Source organism: Phyllobacterium sp. 21LDTY02-6 (assembly GCF_023554255.2).
Taxonomy (GTDB): Bacteria; Pseudomonadota; Alphaproteobacteria; order Rhizobiales; family Rhizobiaceae; genus Phyllobacterium.
In genome coordinates this window covers 655,526-677,393 of sequence record NZ_JAMJWD020000002.1, presented here as the reverse complement: position 1 = coordinate 677,393, position 21,868 = coordinate 655,526, and the positions used below count along the sequence as shown (strand labels likewise).

Annotated in this window: 23 protein-coding genes; 14 read left to right on the top strand and 9 right to left on the bottom strand. The window is 62.2% G+C overall.

What is annotated here, in order from left to right:
• Positions 1–39 precede the first annotated feature (39 nt).
• The 5 genes from M8997_RS09595 (at position 40) to ppa (ending at position 7,376) form a co-directional block, all read left to right on the top strand.
• Positions 40–2,481: an FAD-dependent oxidoreductase gene (locus M8997_RS09595; RefSeq protein ID WP_250016712.1), complete on the top strand. Its 2,442-nt coding sequence runs from the start codon at positions 40–42 to the stop codon at positions 2,479–2,481.
• A 203-nt stretch (positions 2,482–2,684) separates the two neighbouring features.
• On the top strand, positions 2,685–4,058 hold the full coding sequence (gene mgtE, locus M8997_RS09590; protein WP_250016709.1) for a magnesium transporter: 1,374 nt from the start codon (positions 2,685–2,687) through the stop codon (positions 4,056–4,058).
• 128 nt (positions 4,059–4,186) lie between these two features.
• On the top strand, positions 4,187–6,016 hold the full coding sequence (typA, locus tag M8997_RS09585; RefSeq protein ID WP_250016707.1) for a translational GTPase TypA: 1,830 nt from the start codon (positions 4,187–4,189) through the stop codon (positions 6,014–6,016).
• A gap of 119 nt (positions 6,017–6,135) precedes the next feature.
• Positions 6,136–6,642: a GNAT family N-acetyltransferase gene (locus M8997_RS09580; protein ID WP_250016705.1), complete on the top strand. Its 507-nt coding sequence runs from the start codon at positions 6,136–6,138 to the stop codon at positions 6,640–6,642.
• A gap of 191 nt (positions 6,643–6,833) precedes the next feature.
• Positions 6,834–7,376, top strand: a complete 543-nt coding sequence (gene ppa / locus M8997_RS09575; protein WP_250016703.1) for an inorganic diphosphatase — start codon at positions 6,834–6,836, stop codon at positions 7,374–7,376.
• Between the two features lie 69 nt (positions 7,377–7,445).
• Here the strand turns inward: ppa and M8997_RS09570 are convergent, their stop codons facing one another.
• Entirely contained in the window at positions 7,446–7,760 is a 315-nt protein-coding gene (locus M8997_RS09570; RefSeq protein ID WP_250016701.1) for a DUF167 family protein, read from the bottom strand.
• A complete protein-coding gene (locus M8997_RS09565; RefSeq protein WP_250016699.1) occupies positions 7,761–8,051 on the bottom strand; it encodes a YggT family protein in 291 nt (96 codons plus the stop codon).
• A 278-nt stretch (positions 8,052–8,329) separates the two neighbouring features.
• Here M8997_RS09565 and aqpZ point away from each other — a divergent pair, with 278 nt between their 5' ends.
• Together aqpZ and M8997_RS09555 are read left to right on the top strand one after the other, a co-directional pair.
• On the top strand, positions 8,330–9,016 hold the full coding sequence (gene aqpZ / locus M8997_RS09560; protein ID WP_250016685.1) for an aquaporin Z: 687 nt from the start codon (positions 8,330–8,332) through the stop codon (positions 9,014–9,016).
• 141 nt (positions 9,017–9,157) lie between these two features.
• On the top strand, positions 9,158–10,399 hold the full coding sequence (locus M8997_RS09555; protein ID WP_256473221.1) for an MFS transporter: 1,242 nt from the start codon (positions 9,158–9,160) through the stop codon (positions 10,397–10,399).
• A 10-nt stretch (positions 10,400–10,409) separates the two neighbouring features.
• On the opposite strand, the gene M8997_RS09550 is transcribed toward M8997_RS09555, so the two are convergent.
• From M8997_RS09550 to hemC, 6 genes are all read right to left on the bottom strand, one after another.
• Entirely contained in the window at positions 10,410–11,171 is a 762-nt protein-coding gene (locus tag M8997_RS09550; RefSeq protein WP_250016682.1) for a glutamine amidotransferase, read from the bottom strand.
• Between the two features lie 12 nt (positions 11,172–11,183).
• Entirely contained in the window at positions 11,184–11,660 is a 477-nt protein-coding gene (locus tag M8997_RS09545; RefSeq protein WP_250017205.1) for a TerB family tellurite resistance protein, read from the bottom strand.
• Positions 11,661–11,756: 96 nt separating this feature from the next.
• On the bottom strand, positions 11,757–13,430 hold the full coding sequence (locus tag M8997_RS09540; RefSeq protein WP_250016679.1) for a heme biosynthesis protein HemY: 1,674 nt from the start codon (positions 13,428–13,430) through the stop codon (positions 11,757–11,759).
• Positions 13,427–14,668 (bottom strand): mitofilin family membrane protein, encoded by a 1,242-nt coding sequence (locus M8997_RS09535; protein ID WP_250016675.1) that lies wholly within the window; start codon positions 14,666–14,668, stop codon positions 13,427–13,429. The genes M8997_RS09540 and M8997_RS09535 overlap by 4 nt, the downstream gene beginning before the upstream one ends.
• Before the next feature lie 156 nt (positions 14,669–14,824).
• A complete protein-coding gene (locus M8997_RS09530; protein ID WP_250016642.1) occupies positions 14,825–15,529 on the bottom strand; it encodes a uroporphyrinogen-III synthase in 705 nt (234 codons plus the stop codon).
• Positions 15,529–16,458, bottom strand: coding sequence for a hydroxymethylbilane synthase (hemC, locus tag M8997_RS09525; RefSeq protein ID WP_250016639.1), 930 nt, complete (start codon positions 16,456–16,458; stop codon positions 15,529–15,531). The genes M8997_RS09530 and hemC overlap by 1 nt, the downstream gene beginning before the upstream one ends.
• 83 nt (positions 16,459–16,541) lie before the next feature.
• Here hemC and tsaD point away from each other — a divergent pair, with 83 nt between their 5' ends.
• Genes tsaD through M8997_RS09500 form a run of 5 tightly spaced genes read left to right on the top strand, consistent with a single transcriptional unit; the run spans position 16,542 to position 20,012 of the window.
• Complete coding sequence (gene tsaD / locus M8997_RS09520; protein ID WP_250016636.1) at positions 16,542–17,624, top strand: tRNA (adenosine(37)-N6)-threonylcarbamoyltransferase complex transferase subunit TsaD; 1,083 nt, start codon at positions 16,542–16,544, stop codon at positions 17,622–17,624.
• Positions 17,621–18,604, top strand: a complete 984-nt coding sequence (locus tag M8997_RS09515; protein WP_250016632.1) for an NAD(P)H-dependent glycerol-3-phosphate dehydrogenase — start codon at positions 17,621–17,623, stop codon at positions 18,602–18,604. Before tsaD ends, M8997_RS09515 begins: the two co-directional genes overlap by 4 nt.
• A 3-nt stretch (positions 18,605–18,607) precedes the next feature.
• Positions 18,608–18,898: a YciI-like protein gene (locus M8997_RS09510; RefSeq protein WP_250016629.1), complete on the top strand. Its 291-nt coding sequence runs from the start codon at positions 18,608–18,610 to the stop codon at positions 18,896–18,898.
• 8 nt (positions 18,899–18,906) lie between these two features.
• Complete coding sequence (locus tag M8997_RS09505) at positions 18,907–19,335, top strand: EVE domain-containing protein (protein WP_250016626.1); 429 nt, start codon at positions 18,907–18,909, stop codon at positions 19,333–19,335.
• The gene (locus M8997_RS09500; RefSeq protein WP_250016622.1) at positions 19,332–20,012 is read left to right on the top strand and encodes a methyltransferase; all 681 of its coding nucleotides are present in this window, start codon (positions 19,332–19,334) and stop codon (positions 20,010–20,012) included. Before M8997_RS09505 ends, M8997_RS09500 begins: the two co-directional genes overlap by 4 nt.
• Before the next feature lie 9 nt (positions 20,013–20,021).
• On the opposite strand, the gene M8997_RS09495 is transcribed toward M8997_RS09500, so the two are convergent.
• Complete coding sequence (locus M8997_RS09495; protein WP_250016618.1) at positions 20,022–20,555, bottom strand: L,D-transpeptidase; 534 nt, start codon at positions 20,553–20,555, stop codon at positions 20,022–20,024.
• A gap of 129 nt (positions 20,556–20,684) precedes the next feature.
• Here M8997_RS09495 and M8997_RS09490 point away from each other — a divergent pair, with 129 nt between their 5' ends.
• Together M8997_RS09490 and M8997_RS09485 are read left to right on the top strand one after the other, a co-directional pair.
• Positions 20,685–21,368: a response regulator transcription factor gene (locus M8997_RS09490; protein ID WP_250016615.1), complete on the top strand. Its 684-nt coding sequence runs from the start codon at positions 20,685–20,687 to the stop codon at positions 21,366–21,368.
• 38 nt (positions 21,369–21,406) lie between these two features.
• Positions 21,407–21,865, top strand: coding sequence for a cyclic nucleotide-binding domain-containing protein (locus M8997_RS09485; protein ID WP_250016595.1), 459 nt, complete (start codon positions 21,407–21,409; stop codon positions 21,863–21,865).
• The last annotated feature ends 3 nt before the right edge of the window (positions 21,866–21,868 follow it).

Genomic DNA, 21,868 nt, shown 5'->3' with positions numbered 1-21,868 from the left:
CTCTACTGGATCTATCCCTGTACAATGACGGAAAACAACATGAGCCTGCCCTCCCACGCGGAAATCATTGTCATCGGTGGCGGCATAATCGGCTGTTCCACCGCCTACCATCTGGCAAGAGACCACAAGGCCGATGTCCTGCTGCTCGAAATGGGGCAGCTGACATCCGGTTCCACCTGGCATGCTGCCGGGCTCGTCGGCCAATTGCGCTCGTCGGCGTCGATCACCCGCGTGCTCAAATATTCAGTCGATCTGTACAAGCGGCTGCATGAGGAAACAGGTCTCGAAACCGGCTGGAAGATGACCGGCTGCCTGCGGCTCGCGACCAATGATGACCGCTGGACGGAATATAAGCGGCTGGCGACCACGGCGCGCAGCTTCGGCATGGAGATGGAATTGCTCTCGCCCGGCGAGGTGAAGGCCATGTGGCCACTGCTGAACACCGATGATCTCATCGGCGCGAGCTGGCTGCCGACCGATGGGCAGGCAAGCCCTTCCGACATCACGCAATCGCTGGCGCGTGGCGCCCGCATGCACGGGGCGAGGCTTGTCGAAAACGTGCAGGTTACCGGCTTCGATCTCGTAGACGGCCGCATCGTCCGCGTCAGGACGGACAAGGGCGACATCGGCTGCGAAAAAGTGGTCAATTGCGCCGGGCAGTGGGCGCGGCAGGTGGGCGCGATGGCCGGCGTGAGCGTGCCGCTGCAGCCGGTAAAGCACCAATATATCATCACGGAGAGGCTGGAAGGGCTGGCTCCTGACGCACCCACGCTCCGCGATCCGGACCGGCGCATCTATTTCAAGGAGGAGGTCGGCGGCCTCGTCATGGGCGGCTACGAGCCGAACCCTCAGGCCTGGACCACGGGCGATGTACCCGATGACTGGCAGTTCCGCCTTTTCGACGATGATTACGATCATTTCGAACAGCATATGGTCCAGGCCATCGCCCGAGTGCCGGCATTGGCCGATGCCGGCGTCAAACAGATGGTGAATGGGCCGGAAAGCTTCACTCCCGACGGCAACTTCATCCTCGGCCGCGGCCCGGAATGCGCGAATATGTTCGTCGGAGCGGGTTTCAACGCCTTCGGCATCGCCTCGGGTGGCGGCGCAGGCTGGGTTCTCGCCCAATGGGTGGTGGACGGCGAGGCGCCGCTCGACCTCTGGACGGTGGATATTCGCCGTTTCTCCGAGCTTCACCGCGACCGCAACTGGGTGCGCGACCGCACATTGGAAGCCTATTCGAAACATTACACGATCGCCTTCCCGCACGAGGAATATGCGACCGGACGGCCCGCCATCACTTCCCCGCTCTATGAGCGGCTCAAGGCTCACGGAGCCGTCTTCGGCTCGAAACTCGGCTGGGAACGGCCGAACTGGTTTGCTCCCCACGGAACCGCGCCGGCGGACGTCTATTCCATGGGACGCCAGAACTGGTTCGATGCGGTGGGGCAGGAACATGCGCTCGTCCGGAAGGCGGTCGGCATCTTCGATCAATCCTCCTTCGCCAAATTCGAACTCGCGGGAACAGATGCCGCCCGGGCTTTGAACTTCGTCTGCGCCAACAATGTCGCCAAGCCGGCCGGACGATTGACCTACACGCAATTGCTCAACAGCCGCGGCGGGATCGAATGCGATGTCACGGTTGCGCGGCTGGCCGATGACCGGTTCTACATCGTCACCGGAACCGGGTTCCGCACCCATGATTTCACCTGGATCAAGGAACACATTCCGGCCGGCCTCGATGCAGAACTGAGCGATGTCACCGAGGAATACGGGACGCTGTCGCTCATGGGTCCCAAGGCGCGCGACGTCCTTGCCCGGCTGGTTTCGCTGCCTGTCGGCAATGACGGGTTTCCCTTTGGCAATGTGCGGCAGATCATGATCGGCGGCGTATCCGTGCGCGCCTTGCGCGTCACCTATGTCGGCGAACTCGGCTGGGAGCTGCATGCGCCCATGGCCGATCTCGGCACGCTGTTCGACGCGCTCATGGCGGCCGGCGAGGAATTCGGCATTCGCCCGGTCGGTTATCGCGCGCTTGAATCGCTGCGCCTGGAAAAGGCCTACCGGGCATGGGGCGCCGACATCACGCCCAATGATTCACCTTTCGAGGCCGGCCTTGGCTGGGCCGTGAAGCTCGGCAGCGGTGAGGACTTCATCGGGCGCGAAGCCTGCGAGATCACAAGTTCAGCGCCTTTGACGAAGCGCTTGATGACCTTCACGGTGGACGATCCCTATGTGGTACTCCTGGGGCGCGAAACCATATTGAGAAATGGCGAGCCGGTCGGCTATCTCACGAGCGGCGGTTTCGGATATACGGTGGCAAAGCCCATCGGTCTCGGCTATGTGCGCAATTCAGACGGCGTTTCCGACGAGTTTCTGTCCGCCGGGACCTACGAACTCGTGGTGGCAGGCGACCGTTTTCCGGCGACCATCCATTCAGGCGCATTGTATGATCCGCGCAATGAGACAGTCCGCTCATGACGCAACTTGACTTTTGGCGCCTGCGGAGCCAAATGACGCCCAGGCGGCTGCATTCCGGCAACCGCTCATTTTCAACCGGGAAAAGATCCATGCCCAACGACGACAGTAGTCGATTGTTTGCGCCGTCGATGGCGACCGTGGACTGATTGAAAATCAGCTCGCTCGGTCCCCTTTGACGGCGGATCGACAGAAAGCGAGCTATAATGAACGAAATCCGTATCAACGAACGGACGGCGCGCGCCGATTTCGACCTTGCAGCACGGCTTGCCGCGATGCACACCGCGGACGCGATCGAGCTCTTCGAAGAACTCGAACTGGACGACATCATCAATATTTTCACCGCCCTGCCACTCGATCAGGCGGTCCAGATACTTGACCAACCCGAGATGCGGCAGGCTCCGGCCGTACTTGTCGGATTGCCGCTACACACGGCCTGCGCGATCATCGAAGCAATGTCGACGGACCGGGTGACCGACATCTTCCACGAACTCGACCCCTCGCAGAGGGCAAGACTGGTGGAGGGACTGCAGCCCGAAACCATCGCCGCGCTGCGCAACCTGCTGCGCTATCCGCCCAATACCGCCGGAAGCCTCATGACGGTCGAATATGTCAGCGTGCCGTCCGATTGGACGGTCGCGGCAACCTTGCGGCACATCAAGGAGGTGGAGCGTTCGCGCGAGACCGTCTACGCCATCTATGTGGTAGACAAGCAGACGAAGCGCCTTCTTCGCGCACTCGCCCTGCGCACCCTGATCAGCGCGGCGCCGGATATGCCGATCATGCAGGCAGGGCGCGATATCACGCCCGTGACGGTGCATCCGCTGACAGATCAGGAGGAGGTCGCCCGCCTCTTCCGGCGACACGATCTTCTGGCCGTGCCTGTCGTCAACAAGAGCGGGCGCCTGCTCGGCATCGTGACGGTCGATGACGTGATCGATGCGATGACGCAGGAGATGACCGAGGACACGCATAAGTTCGGCGGCATGGAAGCCCTCAACCGGCCCTACATGCAGATCGGCTTCCTCCAGATGATACGGAAGCGGGCCGGATGGCTCGGCGTGCTGTTCCTCAGCGAAATGCTCACCGCCAGCGCGATGCAGTATTTCGAGGTCGAACTCGAAAAGGCGGTCGTGCTGACCTTGTTCATTCCGCTGATCATGAGCTCCGGCGGCAATTCCGGCTCGCAGGCCACGTCTCTGCTCATTCGGGCACTGGCGCTCAACGACATTCGCCTGAGGGATTGGTGGAAGGTGGCCCTGCGCGAAATACCGACCGGGCTGGTGCTCGGCTCGTTTCTCGGCGCGATCGGCATTGCGCGCATCACCACCTGGCAGATGCTCGGCCTCTATGATTACGGCCCGCACTGGATACTGATCGCCGCCACCGTTGGAACCGCGCTGATCGGCATCGTCACCTTCGGCTCGCTCGCCGGTTCGATGCTGCCCTTCGTCATGCAGCGGCTGGGATTTGATCCGGCCAGTGCATCGGCGCCATTCGTGGCGACTCTCGTCGATGTTTCGGGCCTCGTTATCTATTTCAGCATAGCGCTGCTCATACTTTCGGGCACGCTTCTCTAGGCCTCGGCGATGACGGGGGCGGCAGAAAGGCACGCCGCCCCCTTTCGCAAATGCGAAAAAACATGTATGGAGCGCGCAAATGTAGAGCGGCGCTTCCGTTTAGCCCCGATATTTCCAAAGAGACACTCATGAAACTGCGCAACATCGCGATCATCGCACACGTTGACCATGGCAAAACCACGCTTGTTGACGAACTTTTGAAACAGTCCGGCAACTTCCGCGATAATCAGCGTGTCGCCGAACGCATGATGGACTCCAACGACATCGAAAAGGAGCGCGGGATCACCATTCTTGCCAAGGCGACCTCCGTCGTCTGGAAGGATGCACGCATCAACATCGTCGATACGCCCGGCCACGCCGATTTCGGCGGCGAAGTGGAGCGTATCCTCAGCATGGTCGATGGCGCGATCGTTCTCGTCGATGCTGCCGAAGGCCCGATGCCGCAGACCAAGTTCGTCGTCGGCAAGGCGCTGAAGGTCGGGCTTCGTCCCATCGTCGCCATCAACAAGATCGACCGCCCGGACGCCCGGCACGAAGAGGTCGTCAATGAGGTGTTCGACCTTTTTGCGGCGCTCGATGCTACCGATGAGCAGCTGGATTTTCCGATTCTCTACGGTTCCGGGCGCAATGGCTGGATGGCGAAGGACCCGAGCGGTCCCAAGGACCAGGGCCTTTCGGCATTGTTCGACATGGTTCTGGACCACGTACCGGAGCCGACGGTGGGCGATGGACCGTTCCGCATGATCGGCACCATCCTGGAAGCCGATCCATTCCTCGGACGCATCATCACCGGCCGCATTCATTCCGGTACGGTCAAGTCGAACCAGCAGGTCAAGGTCCTCAGCGCCGACGGCACCCAGCTCGAGACAGGCCGTATCTCCAAGATCCTCGCCTTCCGCGGCCTCGAGCGCCAGCCGATCGATGAGGCCCATGCAGGTGACATCGTCGCCATTGCCGGCCTGCAGAAAGGCACGGTCGCCGATACTTTCTGCGCAACGGAAGTGACCGAGCCGCTGCATGCGCAGCCGATCGATCCGCCGACGGTTACCATGTCCTTCATCGTCAACGACTCGCCGCTGGCGGGTACCGAAGGCGACAAGGTGACGAGCCGCGTCATTCGCGATCGTCTCCTCAAGGAAGCTGAAGGCAATGTTGCCCTGAAGGTCGAGGAATCCGGCGACAAGGACTCCTTCTTCGTGTCCGGCCGCGGCGAATTGCAGCTCGCGGTTCTCATCGAGAACATGCGCCGCGAAGGTTTCGAGCTCGGCGTCTCGCGTCCGCGCGTCGTGATGCAGAAGGACGAGGACGGCAATCTTCTGGAGCCGATCGAGGAAGTCCTGATCGACGTCGATGAGGAATATTCCGGCACCGTGGTACAGAAGATGTCCGAGCGCAAGGCCGAGATGGTCGAGCTTCGCCCATCCGGCGGCAATCGCGTGCGCATGGTTTTCTACGCTCCGACGCGCGGCCTGATCGGCTACCAGTCCGAGCTTCTGACGGATACCCGCGGCACCGCGATCATGAACCGTCTTTTCCGGGCCTACGAGCCCTTCAAGGGCGAGATTGCCGGCCGCAATAATGGCGTCCTCATCTCCAACGACCAGGGCGAGTCCGTCGCCTTCGCCATGTGGAACCTCGAAGATCGCGGTCCGATGGTCATCGATGCCGGCGTCAAGGTCTATGCGGGCATGATCATCGGCATCCATTCGCGCGACAATGATCTCGAAGTCAACGTGCTGAAGGGCAAGAAGCTGACCAATATCCGTGCCGCCGGCAAGGATGAGGCCGTCAAGCTTACGCCGCCGATCCGCATGACGCTCGAGCGTGCATTGTCCTGGATCCAGGATGACGAGCTGGTCGAGGTCACGCCGAAGTCCATTCGCCTGCGCAAGCTCTATCTCGACTCCAACGAGCGCAAGCGCTTCGAGAAGAGCAGCAAGACTGCTGGCGCAGCTTGAACCTGAAAGGCGGTCCACGGACCGCCTTTTCTTTTCCTCCCGGTTTGCCCCTTTTTCTTCTCCACCCGGGTTCATTGCGTGTTGCGAACCGCCGGGCGGCGGGTTTATGCTCGCGGACGATGAAAACGCATGTCACCGAAATCCGGCGGGCAGCGCCTGCCGATGCCGTGACGATCTCAGCCATCCATATGGCTGCGTGGAAGGGCGCCTATAGCGGCATCATCCCGCACAAGACCCTTAACACCATGCTGGAGCGGCGCGGTCCGGAATGGTGGCGCCGGGCGATCATGCGCTCGACGCAGATCCTGCTGGCGGATGTGGGCGGCATCGTTGCCGGCTACGCCACGCTCGGCCCGAACAGGGCGCGGCAGCTGCCGCAACGCGGCGAGATCTATGAGCTTTATGTTCGCCCCGAATATCAGGGAACCGGCATCGGCTCCCGCCTGATGGCGGCGGCCCGCCAGAATCTCGCCGGACAGGGGCTCAAGGGCACCGTTGTCTGGGCTCTGGAAGACAATGAACTCGCCATCGCCTTCTATATCGGCGCCGGCGGGCGCGACATTGCGGAAGGCGTGGAGTGTTTCGAAGGGCGCACGCTGCGGAAAGTCGCCTTTGCCTGGAGCTGAGCCCGCCCGGCGATGGCTGGGCGAGGTGAGTTGCACCACCGCGCCGCGGCTCTCGAACGCTGCCGAACGGCCTTTTCCCTAGCCTAATTCAACCACAAATCGATTCTACCCAGGCCAATAGGCGTGCAATTGTTGCGCAACCGGCCAAAAATCAGTACAGCACTTCACAAACCAACAAGGACTCCCAGACTATGCGCATTGATGCCATTCCTGTCGGCAATAATCCTCCTGAAGATGTCAACGTCATCATAGAAGTTCCTGTCGGCGGCCAGCCGATCAAATATGAGCTGGACAAGGATTCCGGTGCCCTCTTCGTCGATCGCTTCCTGCACACGCCGATGACCTATCCGGGCAATTACGGTTTCGTGCCCCATACGCTGTCCGATGATGGCGATCCCATCGACGTGCTGATCTGCAATACCCGCGCCCTGATGCCGACCAGCATCATCAATGTCCGCCCCATCGGCGTGCTCGTGATGGAGGACAACAAGGGCCAGGACGAGAAGATCATCGCCGTGCCTTCGCCGCACCTGACGCTGCGTTACGAGAAGGTGCACAATTACACGGACCTGCCGGAAATCACCCTGAAGCAAATCCAGCATTTCTTCGAGCACTACAAGGATCTCGAGCCCGGCAAATGGGTCAAGATCGGCGATTGGGGCGATGAAGATGCGGCGCGCCAGCTTATCACCGAAGCGATCGAGCGCTACCAGGCCAAGGGCAACGACGCCTGAAACCGACGACATCGAAAATGCGGAGCGCGCCGGCTGGATCGCTCCGCATTTTTCATTGCACAGGTTCGACTAGACCAGCAGGAGCAATTTCTGCTCCAGTTCTCCGGGTTCGCCCTGCAGCCTGATTTGCTTCAGCCGCGACGTCATTCCCGAAATCACGCTGATCTCCCGTGGCGCAATCGCCAGTTCCTTCGCCAGCAACCGGATCAGGGCATCATTGGCCTTGCCGTTTTCGGGAACGGCGCGAACGCGCGCCTTCAAATGGCAACGTCCGTCCGCGGCAAGCTCCGGCCCTTCCAGACAATCGCGCGATGATTTCGGCGTCAGCCTTACAAAAAGCGTGACGCCCTGCGCGTCCTTGCGGAAGAAAGCGGCGGCCTGCACTTAAAGCAGCAGCGGGGCGATCGTCGTCCAGAGCAGTTGCCGTGCGAAGAAGATCAACAGCAAGAGCACGATCGGCGAAATGTCTATACCACCGAGATCCGGCAGGAAGCGGCGGATGGGGCGCAGGACCGGCTCGGTCACGCGGTAAAGGAACTCGCCGATGGAGGCGACAAATCTGTTGCTCGAATTGATGACGTTGAATGCATAAAGCCATGAAAAGATCGCGCTGGCGATAATGATCCACGTGTAGATATCAAGGGCCAGATCGATGGTGCGAATAAGAGCGAGCATATGTTTCTCCTGAAAACCCTGGGTTATGTAGCCATTGGGCCGCTCGCGGGCAAGGGGTGACCGGAAGGACCGTCTCCGAGTGCGGCATCCGATGCGGCGAAAGGCGCTATCCAGATGCCACGGCGCCATTTGTAATGGCCAAGTATTGAAGCCGGCAAAGCGGCATTCGGCATGTATATCCGCTGCTTTACTCCGAATATTGTTGAAATCCGCAAACCGGAATAAATTTACTCCTTGTGATTCGGTCCATCCCGGGCCGTTTTTCTAGGGGGTTTACCATGCTCAATAAGCTTTCTGCCGAATTCTTCGGTACTTTCTGGCTTGTCCTTGGTGGCTGCGGCAGTGCCGTTCTGGCCGCCGCCATACCGGATGTCGGCATTGGATATCTTGGCGTTTCACTGGCTTTCGGCCTGACCGTTCTCACCATGGCCTATGCCGTGGGCGGCATATCCGGTGGCCATTTCAACCCTGCCGTATCGCTCGGCCTGGCATTGGCCGGCCGCTTCGAGGCAAAGAACCTCATTCCCTACTGGATCGCCCAGGTCATCGGCGCGATTGCTGCCGCAGCGGTCCTCTACCTCATCGCCTCGGGCAAGGCAGGTTTTGCCCCCGGCGGCTTCGCCTCCAACGGATATGGCGAACTTTCGCCAACCGGATACGGCATGACCGCGGCACTCGTCACCGAAATCGTGCTGACGGCGTTCTTCGTGATCATCATTCTGGGAGCCACCTCGGCAACGGCGCCTGCGGGATTTGCGCCCCTTCCGATCGGCCTCGGCCTGACGCTGATCCATCTCGTATCCATCCCGGTCACCAATACTTCGGTCAATCCCGCCCGCTCCACCGGCGTCGCGCTGTTTGCCGAAACCGCTGCGCTCGGCCAGCTCTGGCTCTTCTGGGTCGCGCCGCTGGTCGGTGCCGCGATTGGCGCCATCATCTGGAAGGCGCTCCTCGGACGCGATTGATCCGACGCGGTTGCGCAAGCCTGAAACGAGCCGGCCGAACCGGCTCGTTTCCATCGCCTACCGACCGGGTCACAGTTCAACTTGATCTGCCAGCCACCGAGGCCTAAGAGATAGGTCCCCCTCCAGGAGCTATCCGTCCAAATGATTCCTTCCGAAACGAGCGCTGCAACGGACCGCTATGCGGCGTTCCGCAATTCATCATTTGCTCGCTACTGGCTCGCCCGCTTCTTTGGCTCCTTTGCCATCCAGATCATCAGCGTCGCCGTCGGCTGGCAGATCTATGATCTGACGCGCGATCCTTTTCATCTCGGCATCGTCGGCCTGGTGCAGTTCGCGCCGGCGCTCCTGCTGGTGCTGATCACAGGGGCAGCCTCGGACCGCTTCGGCCGGCGCCTCATCATGGGGTTGTCGCTCGGGCTCGAAGTCATCTGCTCCTTCCTTCTCCTGCTTCTGACCATTACCGGCGAATTCAGCCCGATACCGGTTTTCGCAGTGCTCGTCGGCTTCGGCATCGGCAGGGCCTTCCTCGGACCCGCCTCAGCCTCGCTCGTGGTCAATCTCGTGCCGACGGAAATCTTCGCCAATGCGGTTTCGTGGAATTCCTCCGCATGGCAGATAGCCACCATCGTCGGACCAGTCGCCGGCGGACTGCTTTACGGAATTTCGCCGATAGCCGCCTATGGCGTCGCCGCGGCGATGCTGACGATCGCGATGATCTCCACCTTCTCCATACCGAAGCCGGCCCAGCACAATCTGGCGGAAGACCGCTCGATGAAGACGCTTTTGGCCGGATTTCATTATATCTGGAAGGAAAAGGTCGTTCTGGGCGCCATTTCGCTCGATCTTTTCGCCGTCCTTCTCGGCGGCGCCGTTGCGCTGCTGCCGGTCTATGCGCGCGATATATTGCACCTCGGGCCCTGGGGGCTTGGCATGCTGCGCGCCGCGCCCGGGATAGGCGCGATCCTGACTGCGGTATGGCTGACGGGTCACCCGATCCGCGATCATGCCGGGCTGACGATGTTTGCTTTCGTCGCGCTGTTCGGCGTGCTGACGATCATGTTCGGTGTCTCGAACATCGGCTGGCTGTCGATCGTTCTCCTCGCTTTGATGGGTGCCGCCGACATGATCAGCGTCTATATACGCGAGACCCTGCTACAGCTGTGGACGCCCGATCATGTTCGCGGCCGCGTCAATGCGGTGAACATGGTCTTTGTCGGCGCCTCCAATGAGCTTGGGGAGTTCCGTGCCGGCATCATGGCTTCGTTGATCGGCACCATCCCGGCCGTCGTGTTCGGCGGCGTCGGCACTGTCGCAGTTGCCGGATTGTGGGCCTACTGGTTCCCGCAATTGCGCAAGGCGCGCAACCTGCAGGGCCGCACCTGACGTCGCCGGGTCAGGACCTGGCTGTCTCCTGTCGACTGCCCTCGAGCTCGGGCTTGCCGAACACCAGCGTGAGGAAGCGTTGCAGCCAGGCCTTCAACAGGGCGTCATGGATCATCCGGCCCTCCAGATGTTGCCTTCCATGCTGCGCTCCCGACAGCGAGAACCTCTCCCAGCCGCGTACCACCCACCGCTGCATCATTGCGCGCGTCAGCTCCGCATGGAACTGCACGCCCCAGGCATTGGCACCGTAGCGAAACGCCTGGTTGGCATAGCTGTCGCCGGTTGCGAGCAGCGTGGCGCTCGCCGGCAGCGCAAAGCCTTCCCGATGGAAATGATAGACCATCGACGGCCATTCCATCAGCTCGCTGCCGGCCTCGGTGGCCCGCAGCGGATACCAGCCGATTTCGACCAGGCCCTCGGGGTGGGGCGCGACCTCGCCTCCGAGATGTTTTGCCAGCATCTGCGCACCTAGGCAGATGCCGAGAAACGGCTTGTCCTCCGCCAGCGGCACTTTCAACCAATCGGTTTCGGCGTGGATGAATTCCTCGGGATCATTGGCGCTCATCGGCCCGCCGAAGATCACCGCACCGGCATGATCGGCCAAAGTCTCGGGCAGCGGGTCGCCAAGCGCCGGGCGCCTTATGTCCAGCGCGAAGCCGGCCTGGATGAGCAGCTGGCCAACCCGGCCGGCGCTGGAGCGTTCCTGATGTAGAATTGCCAGTATCTTCGGAGGGCGCAACACATCGCTATCGATCCATCCGTTCTGGAACATGCAAGTCCGGTCCTATTCGTCCTGTGCGATCTGACTGGCGCGCTCAGCCACTTTCTGCTTCATCGCAATCCGGTCGCGCGTCGAAACGCCGATCAGTTCGGCAACGCGCCAGACGACATTGTCCTCCAGCTCGTGCGCCGTGCCGTCAGCATAGACGACATCCCACATGAGCTCAATGAAGCGGATACGCGCTTTCTCGTCCAGATTGCGCTTGATGATGCTGGTGAAACTGTAGAGATCGACCGCCTCCTGATCGGCACGCTCGCCATCGTTCAGCAGGCGCTGCAATGCCTCGCCCTTCAACCCATAGGCATCGGAGATCAGCTGGGAGATGCGCTTGCGCTCTTCCCGGCCACTGTCTCCGTCGGCGTCCATGACATGGAACAGCAATGCCGCCGCCGCCAGCCGCGGATCGGAGCGCGAGAATTTCTCCTTTCCGCTTTCGCCTGAAGGGAGGGTCTTGAAGAAGGTGACGAGACGATCCAGCATCCATCCATCTTTCGTGTTCACGCAAGTTTGCTCGTTCATAACCTGCGGAATCCGCGACCGCCATTGTGCATCTTGCCGCAAAAGCCCGAATGACGCCTAGAACAGGCGGCCTTTTTTTGCGGTACTGCGCGATTGATGCTCCGGCCGCACTCCCGGATCGTCCGGCACCGGCGCGACGAATATTTCGTCGCTTGACCCTTGTTCGGGTTCGTCTTCCGCCAGGCGCGGCAATACCGAGGCCACCGGCCGCTGGTCGGTGCTGGTCTTGTCAGCCTTCTTCGGTTCCGGGGCGGTGCGCGCCGGTTCGAATGCGACGACCTCTGCCTCGGCGATTTCAGCCGGGGCTTCATGCGCCCGGGACCTGGCCGGCGCGGGCGGCGGCAATATCGGCTCCGACTTTGCATCGGCATTGGCTGCCGGCGCCGCATCGATATCCGGAATAGTCGGCAGATCGTCGTCGCCGACGTCGATGACGGGTCCGAGCTGCTCTACCGGAACCTTCCATTCGAAGGCGTTGATCCGGCCGGTGACCGGCGAGGCTGGGGCCCATTGCGGTGAAACGAACCCGTCGGCCGTCCAGGCGGGATCGCGCGGCGCCTTTACCGCGCGGGAGAGCCATTGGCGCACCCGGCCCTGATCGCCTGTCTGCGCCTCTTCGATATCGGCCAGAAGCAGATATGCCCCTTCCCTCGGCTTGTTCCGCACCACCTCTTCGGCGGCCTCGCGCGCGATCCTGAATTCGCCGGCATCGAGCGCCGCACGGGCGATAGCGAGGCCCGATTCCGGATGGCTCGGATAGAGGCCGGCGAGACGGCGGGCACGTTTCAGCCGGTCGACCGCCGAATCGCCGACACGGGCATGCACATAAATGTCCGCGGCATCGGGATGGGGCGTCCGTTTCCAGCTTTGCTCGATTATCTTCGAGCCCTTGCGCAGATCGCCCTGCTCGAACAGCGTCCTCGCGGCAATGATGGCGGCGGGAATGAGGTCGGGCGCAAGCTTGTTCGCCTCGATGGCCAGCGGCCGGGCCGAGAGCGGGTCGGTCTCGAACAGTTCTGTCGCCTTGGCCGTCAGGATGGCGGCGCGCTCCTGTTTTGCCTTGTCCTTGTCGATCTGCCGCGCCGATTTCTGCTTGTCGAGAAGTACCAGGGCGCCATCCCAATCGCCATGCGTCACCTTCTGGCCAAGCGCCGCGGTCGCAGCCCATTCCACACTGGGCGCGAGGGCCGCAGCCTCTTCGGCGTAGTGCCGCGAGGCATCCCTTGCACCAAGGCGCTGCGCCTCGAGGTAAAGCCCCCTCAGGCCCAGAAGCCGTGTCTCGGGATCATCGAGCATGGCCTCGAATTTCTGCCTCGCATCATCGGTGCGCCCCTCAAGCATCGCAGCCTGGGCATCGAGCAGCTTTATCAGCGGTTCCTGGTCGGAATTGAGAAGTTTCTCGGCCTGTTTGATCATCAGGCGCGCCTTTTGACCATCCCCCGCCCCCGCCGCTATCAGGCCGGTTGAAAGCGACTGGTAGCCGCGGTCGCGCTTGCGGGCGCGAAAGTGGCGGCGCAGGGCATAGGGCGAGGCGACGATGCTCTTGATGAGCCACCAGGCCAGCATCACGGTCGCAACGATGGCCACGACAGCCGTCGCTGCCACCATGAGGCTCACCTTGTACTGCATGCCGGAGAAAGTCAGCACCAGGTCGCCCGGCCGGTCCGCCAGCCAGGCGAAACCGACGCCCAGCATCAGGACGACGATGAAGAAGAAGAGAATGCGCATCATGGCCCGACTCCCTGGCTCGCCGTCGACTTGACACCGGAGAGAGCACCGGTCAGGGCTTCGGACATCGTCTTGTTGGCGTTGAGCCTCGCGGACATGGCATCTCCAAACGCCTGCGAGGCGGATTTCGCATCGGGCGGCAGCGAGTTCCATTCGTCTATGGCAGCCTGGAGGTTTCCGGAGCGGAGATGGGCTTCGATGCGCGCGGATTTCGCATCGACACCCTCACCCTCGACCATTCCAACCGGCCGCGCCTCGACGAGACTGGCGGCACTGGCCCAGAGCCGATCGACAATACCGGCATTGGGATCGACCTGGCGGGCACTGGCGACGATGCGCGGCGCAACATCGGCGAACTGATCGGCAAGCGCGGCAAGCGTCGGCACGCCCGCATCCGCTTGCGGCGCCAGCGACTGGATCGCCTTGTCCTCGGGCGCTACGGAAAGATAGGTATCGAGTTCGGCCCTGAACGGTTGACCGCGGTCCACCGCCGCTTTCAGCCCCGTTGCAGCCAATGCCAGCGCCATATTGGCCTGGCCAGCCGGATCATTGACCTTGGCTTCGATGGCGTCGAGCCGCTGGGTCAGGCCATTCAGGCCCTGTTCCAGCTGCTGCCGGGCCTCGGGCAACGAATTCTCGAGCCCTGCGATACGGCCGTCGAGCGCACTCGTATCCACGGGAGCAGCATTTGTGGCCGCATCCTTGACCGCGGCAAGCTCCTGCCGGATGGACGCGATCTCAGCATTGACGCCCTCGGCGCGTTCGACAGCGCTTCTGGCGTTGCCGGCCGCCTCTTCGATCCTGGCCACACTGGCCTGATCGAGCGCGGGAGCCGGCGCCTGGCGCAATTGGGCGATATCGGCTTCCAGCTTCGAAATATCCTGCCCCGGCGAAGGCAATACACCGCCCCATTGCAGCGCAGCGGCACCCAGCAAGGCCAGGATGCCGCCGGCAAGTCCGGCCAGGACCAGGCGAGCAGACGATTCGGCCCTTGCCGGCGGAACCGGCGTTGACGTCGATGCCGCACCCGGCCCGGCGGCAGGTCTTCCAAAGTTGTCGCCCGGCTGCGAAACGCTGGGCTTTTCGGTTTTCGGCGGCTGTGGCGGAGCGGCCACGCTTGGGCCGGACGAAGTTGGGCCGGACGAAGAGGCGGGATCGAAGCCGACAGGCTCGGGATCGGGAAGCTTTTCGTGGGCGGCCCGCGCAGTCTCTATGGATTCAGGCTTCAGTTCGATCGTCACCGGTTTTCTTGCGGGTCGGGAATGACGAGGAACGGATGATTTGGCCATGAATTCTCTCTTCTCAATAGGGCTGGCGGATCCAACCAAGGATAAGGCTTAAGCTAGCAAGGAAGTTCCATGGAGGAAACACCCGCGCGGCCGAACATCGGCGACCGGCTAGCCCTCGATCAATCGCAGCAGGGCCTCCTCCTGCGGTCGATTCGCGACACCGATTTTCGTCAGGCCATTGGCGTTCAATATTGTGGCGATTTTCTCGGAGAGGCAGAGAAACTTTGTATTGCTGAACGGCCCGGCCGCGCGTCGCACCAGCTCGACCAGCGCCTCGCCGCCCTTGGCGGAGTAGACGAGGCAGAAATCGAGCACGATGTCCTTGAAAATGGAGCGGATGTCATTCTCCTGATAGGTGATGAATTTCGTGTCGTAGAGTTCCACTGCGATCATCTGTCGCTCGCCAGCCATGACGAGGCGCTCGAATTCCGCCGTGCGCACCCGCCCGGTCAGATAGGCGATGCGGGCGCCCCGCGGCAGTTCCTCGCGCAACACGGCCGCCAGTTGCTCCCCGTCGCCAGCGCCCTCCGTCACGGTGCCGAAGCCGGCCTTGCGCCCCTCGTCGGCGGTCGCCTCGCCCACGGCGAACAGCGGCAGATGGGTCAGGCGCGCAAGCATATCCGGCGGTGCGTGCCGCAGGGCGTTGGCACTCGTCACGGCAACCGCATCGAAGTCCAGCCCCGGCAGCTCGCAAGCGATCGCCTCGATCGACGTCAAAGGAAGGACAATTGGCTGGTAACCACGCCTTTGGAGCCTTTCGGCCGTTCTGGTCGCTCCGGGTTCGGGCCTCGTCACCAGAACCGTCTTCAGCATCACACCCAGTCCGCGAAGAAATGTTGTCCTGCAACCGCGCGCAGGCGCCTTGCTGCATCCTGGCCGATGTCGGCGGCGTCCGACAACGCCCCCTCGAGCCGTATCTCATGCGCCTCGCTTCCATCCGGCACGAGTATCATGCCGTGAAAATGCAGCGTGTCGCCATCAATGGTGGCGAGCCCGGCTATGGGCGTACGGCATGAACCGTCCAGTTCGGCGAGAAATGCGCGTTCGCAGGCAAGGGCGGTGGATGTCGGCAGGTGATTGAGCGGCGCGAGAAGCCCGTCGATGCGGCTATCCCCGATCCGGCTTTCCACGGTGATGGCGCCCTGTCCTGGCGCCGGCGGAAAATCGGCCACGTCCATCAGCTCGGTCACCACATCGCCGAGCCCCAGCCGGCGCAGGCCGGCATTGGCGAGGAAGGTTCCGTCCACATCGCCATCGGCCAGCTTGCGCAGCCGCGTCTCCACGTTGCCGCGGAAGTTGACGACCTTCAGATCCGGCCTTGCCCGCCGGATCAAAGCCTGGCGCCGCAGCGAAGCAGAACCGACCGTGGCGCCGTGCGGCAGGTCGAGAAACGCGCCCGCATGGCGGCCTATGAAGGCGTCGCACGGATCCTCGCGCTCGAGATAGACCGAAAGATGCAGTCCGTCCGGCAGGAAGGTCGGCATGTCCTTCGACGAGTGCACGGCGAAATCTATCCTGCCGTCGAGCAATTGCTCTTCGATCTCCAGCGTGAACAGCCCTTTGCCGCCGACCTCGGACAGGGGCCGGTCCTGGATGCGGTCGCCGCTGGTGGAGATGACGATGATTTCGATCTGCTCCTGCGCGAAACCATGTGCTGCCATCAAGCGCGAACGCGTTTCCCCGGCTTGTGCGAGCGCTAGAGCGCTCCCACGTGTACCGATCTTGAGCGTTTTTGTTTGCATTGGCAGCTGTCCGTGTTAGGCGAATTGAATACGGCCCTCTACTAACGGGCTTTTATTGCAGGGGCAATGCGACGAAGGGTATGATGCGCGTACTGGGTATCGAAACGAGCTGCGACGAAACGGCGGCGGCTATTGTCGAGAGAGACGAGGCCGGCGGCGGCGCCATTCGATCCAATGTCGTTCTCAGCCAGATCGGCGACCATGCGCCCTATGGCGGCGTGGTGCCGGAAATCGCCGCCCGCGCCCATGTGGAAGTTCTCGACGGCCTCATCACCCGCGCCCTCGACGAAGCCGGCATGACGCTCGACGAGGTCGACGCAGTTGCGGCGACAGCGGGACCGGGCTTGATCGGCGGCCTCATCGTCGGCCTCATGACCGGCAAGGCGATCGCGATGGCGGCCAGGAAGCCGTTCTACGCGATCAATCATCTCGAAGGCCATGCGCTGACGCCGCGCCTCACCGATGGTATCGCATTTCCCTATCTTCTGCTGCTCGTATCCGGCGGCCATACCCAGATGGTGCTGGTGAAGGGGCTGGGCGACTATGAGCGCCTGGGCACGACGATAGACGACGCCCTCGGCGAAGCTTTCGACAAGACGGCGAAAATGCTCGGCCTGCCATATCCGGGTGGGCCGCAGGTGGAGATCGCTGCCCGTTCAGGCAATCCGGAACGCTTTGCCCTGCCGCGCCCGATGAAGGGAGAGAGCAGGCTGGATTTCTCGTTTTCAGGTCTCAAGACGGCGGTGCGGCAGCTTGCTTCCAGCCTGCAGCCTTTGTCGCAGCAGGACATCAACGATATCTGCGCCGCCTTCCAGAGTGCGGTCGCCGATACGCTCGATGACCGCGTTTCGCGTTCGCTGGCCCGCTTCCGCAGCCAGTTCCCGCAAATATCGGAGCCTTGCCTCGTCGTCGCCGGCGGCGTTGCAGCCAATGCCGTATTGCGCGATGGCCTGCAGCTTCTGTGCGCCCGCAACGGCTTCCGGTTCATCGCGCCGCCAATGGCGCTGTGCACCGACAATGCCGCGATGATCGCGTGGGCGGCAGCGGAAAGGGCGCATGCACAAATTGCAACGGACAGCCTGGACATCGCGCCGCGCTCGCGCTGGCCGCTCGACCAGCACTCGGTGCCGCTGATCGGAACGGGACGGCGGGGGGCCAAGGCATGAGCGGAAGCACGATCGCCGTGCTCGGCGGCGGCGCCTGGGGCACGGCGCTTGCCACCATGTGCGCCCGCCACGGCAATGATGTGACGCTCTACCTGCGCGATCCTCTGGTGGCGGAGGAGATCAATCGCAGCCACCGCAACGGAGCCTATCTTCCCGGCATCGATCTGCATCCCGGCCTGGCCGCCAGCACCGATGCAGCGGAAGCGGTCAAGCGCGCCGATCTCATCCTTTGCGTCATCCCCGCCCAATCGCTGGCGCAGGCGCTCGAATCCCTCGGCGCTGTGATCCCTGCCGACCGGCCGCTGGTGATCTGTGCAAAGGGGATCGAGCGCAGCACCGGCCGCCTGATGTCGCAGCTTGCCGGCGATATCCTGCCCGATCACCAGCTCGGCGCCCTGTCCGGCCCAAGCTTTGCGACCGATCTCGCGCGCGGATTGCCGACGGCGGTCACCGTCGCGGCGGAGGATGGCGATCTCGCCGATCGCATCGCCGCAACGCTGTCCGGCCCGACCTTCCGCTGCTATTCGACAGACGACCTGATCGGCGTTGAAATCGGCGGCGCCCTGAAGAACGTCCTGGCGATCGCCGCCGGCGCTGCCATCGGGCGCGGCTTCGGCGCCAGTGCGCAGGCTGCGTTGATCACGCGCGGTTTCGTGGAGCTGCGGCGGCTGGCCGGCGCATTCGGCGCTCGCCCGGAAACGATCATGGGACTTTCGGGCCTCGGCGATCTCATGCTTACCTGTTCGACACCGCAATCGCGCAACTATTCCTATGGAATAGCGCTGGGGCGCGGCGAGGACCTGACCGCCAGGCCGCTTGCCGAGGGTGTCGCAACGGCGGAAATTGCCGTGAAGCTCGCCGCCGCGCGTGGCATCGAGACGCCCATCCTCAGCGCTGTCGCAAACATTCTTGCCGGCTCCGTGACCATCGACCAGGCCATGGAGGCGCTTCTGTCACGCCCACTAAAGAATGAGGACTGAACCATGCTCTATGCACTCATCTGCAACGACAAGCCGGGCCAGCTCCAGCTGCGCCTCGATACCCGTACGGCCCATCTCGCCTATCTCGACGGACTCGGCGACGCACTGAAATTCGCAGGACCATTCCTCGATACCGACAGCAAGCCGAATGGCAGCCTCGTCGTCATCGAAGCCGCCGACGCTGCTTCGGCGCAGGCTATCGCCAGCGAAGACCCCTATGCGAAGGCTGGCCTGTTCGCCTCGGTCGATATCCGCCCATGGAACTGGGCCATCAAGAATCCAGCAGCGAAATAGGCGACATCATGGCATTCTGGTTATTCAAATCCGAACCGCACAAATGGTCGTGGGAAAAGCAGAAGGCCGCCGGCTCCAAGGGAACCCAGTGGGACGGCGTCCGCAATTATCTGGCCCGCAACAACATGCGCGCCATGAAAATCGGCGACAAGGGCTTCTTCTACCATTCCAATGAGGGGCTTGAGGTCGTCGGTATAGTGGAAGTCTGCGCCCTGGCCCACCATGACAGCACCACCGACGATCCGCGCTGGGAATGCGTGGACATCCGCGCCTACAAGGACGTTCCGACCCCGGTGACGCTGAAGGACGTGAAGGCCAACCCGAAGCTCGAGAAGATGGCGCTCGTGACATCCATGCGTCTCTCGGTCCAGCCGGTGACGCCGGATGAGTGGGAAGAGGTCTGCCGCATGGGCGGCCTGGTTCCGGCACCCGAATGAACGACGCTCCGCTGGACCCGGACAGCGAGCGTTTTCGGCAATTCGTACTGAACAACACGTCACTGCAGGCCCCTCCGCACGTGCCGGAGATAAGGCTCCGGCTGGCGGATGAAGCCCACGACCTATGGCACAAGACCGAAGAGGAATTGGCGGTTCTTGGGCTTCCCCCGCCCTATTGGGCCTTTGCCTGGGCCGGTGGCCAGGCTGTTGCGCGCTATGTGATCGATCATCCGGGTACCGTCGCGGACCTCGTCGTCCTCGATTTCGCCTCGGGATCGGGTCTCGTCGGCATCGCTGCCGCCATGGCGGGAGCTGCGAAGACGATTTCCTGCGAGATAGATCGCTTCGCCGGCCAGGCCATCGGCATCAATGCAGCGATCAACGAGGTCGGCCTCGAACTCTGCTCCGAGGATCTGATCGGCCAGGATCATGGCTGGGATGTCATCCTGGCGGGCGACGTATTCTACGAGAAGCCGCTGGCCGACAGGCTCACTCCCTGGTTCGACCGGCTGGCATCGCGTGGCGCGGTGGTGCTGGTGGGCGATCCGGGGCGCTCCTACCTGCCGAAAACGAACCTCGAGGCCCTCGCTACCTACACCGTCGCCGTTACGCGAGCGCTGGAAGATTCGGAGGTGAAGAAGACCACCGTCTGGGCGTTCAGGCCGACCGTCGCCTAGTTGGTGCAATCAGCGCACGACGCGGATGGACGCGCCGCTCGAAAGGTGCGGCAGCAGGCGGTTCATGTCGCGGCGGCTCAGCGCGATGCAGCCCTCGGTCGGCCCGTAGCCCGGCCTTGCCAGATGCAGGAAGATTGCGCTGCCGCGCGAACGCTTGCGCGGGCTGATGTTCCAGTCGAGGACGATGCAGATGTCGTAGAGATCGTCGGCGCGCCACATGGTCTCGTGGCTGACCTTGTAGGGGATGCGCACCAGCCTGTTGTAGTTGCGGTCGCCGCTGACCTCGCACCAGCCATCATTGCGCTTGAGCGGGCGCAAGCGCAGGCCCGTCGCCGCAGCGACCTTCTTGTCCGGGCGCTTGAAACCGTGAAGCAGGCGCATCGTCGACAGCGGCGTAGCCCCGTCTCCCTCGCGCTTCGAAGCGCTGATACCGCCGCGCCCGAGGGCGCAACGCAACACGAGTCCACCCGCGATAAGCTGGCCCTGCGAAGGGTTGCCGGGGCGCCGGCGTACCACGATCGTTGTCAATTTCCGTCCACGCATGCTTGCCTCACAAAACGCATTTTTATGCCAGACTGATGCGCCACATAAGCAATATCAAGTCGATGCCCTTTCTTTCCTGTCCAATTCGACTTAAATTCCAACGGCTTGTTTCCACTTGGCGGAGTTCAAATGACAGCACGTACCATTCTTATCGTTGATGACGATGCCGATCTGCGGTCGATCCTTGTTGAACAGCTGGGCCTCTATGAAGAGTTTCAGATCATCGAAGAAGACAATGCGACCAAGGGCATCCAGGCAGCCAGGAATGGCATCGTCGATCTCCTGATCATGGATGTCGGCCTTCCCGATATGGACGGGCGCGAAGCTGTAAAGGTTCTGCGCAAGGGCGGCTTCAAGGCGCCGGTCATCATGCTGACGGGCCACGACACCGATTCCGACACGATTCTCGGGCTCGAATCCGGCGCCAATGATTATGTGACGAAACCATTCCGGTTCGCCGTCCTGCTGGCGCGTATCAGGGCGCAGCTGCGCCAGCACGAGCAGAGCGAGGACGCGACCTTCGTCGTCGGCCCCTATACGTTCAAGCCGGGACAGAAGATGCTGATCGATGCCAAGGGCGGCAAGATCAGGCTGACCGAGAAGGAAGTCGCGATCATAAAATATCTCTATCGCGCGGGCGGCAAGGTCATCACCCGTGACGTGCTGCTGGAAGAGGTCTGGGGCTATAATTCCGGCGTCACCACCCATACGCTGGAAACGCATGTTTATCGTCTTCGACAGAAAATCGAGCAGGATCCCTCGAATTCGACCATACTGGTCACGGAAAGCGGGGGATACAAGCTCATTCCTTGATGTTGCGGCGGCCAATCTAGGTATATGTCTGTTCTTGCATGGCAATCGAAGATGATATTCGCATTCTGGAGACAGTGGGGCTGTTCGAGACGTTTACGCGCGATCAGCTGCGTCTGCTCGCCTTCGGCACCGAGCGTCTCGTCTTGCGTGAAGGCCGTGAACTCTACCGCGAGGGTCAATCGGCCGACTGCGCCTATGTGATCGATCGCGGCAGTATCTCGCTTTTTCGCGAAGGGTCTTCGGGCCGCGTGATCCTGAAAACGGTCGGACCCGGCGCGGTGCTCGGCGAGATGGCCATCATTGCCCAGACGAAGCGGCTGACCAGCGCCATGGCGGACGCGGAAACCGAGGTAATCCGGCTCAATCGCTCGCTTTTCCGCAGGATATTGGAAGAATATCCCGATCTTGCCGTGTCTCTCTATGAGAAAATCTCACTGGATCTCCAGGAACTGATCGATTCCATCGCCCGCTACGACAACTTGTTCAGCGAAAGCTAGGCT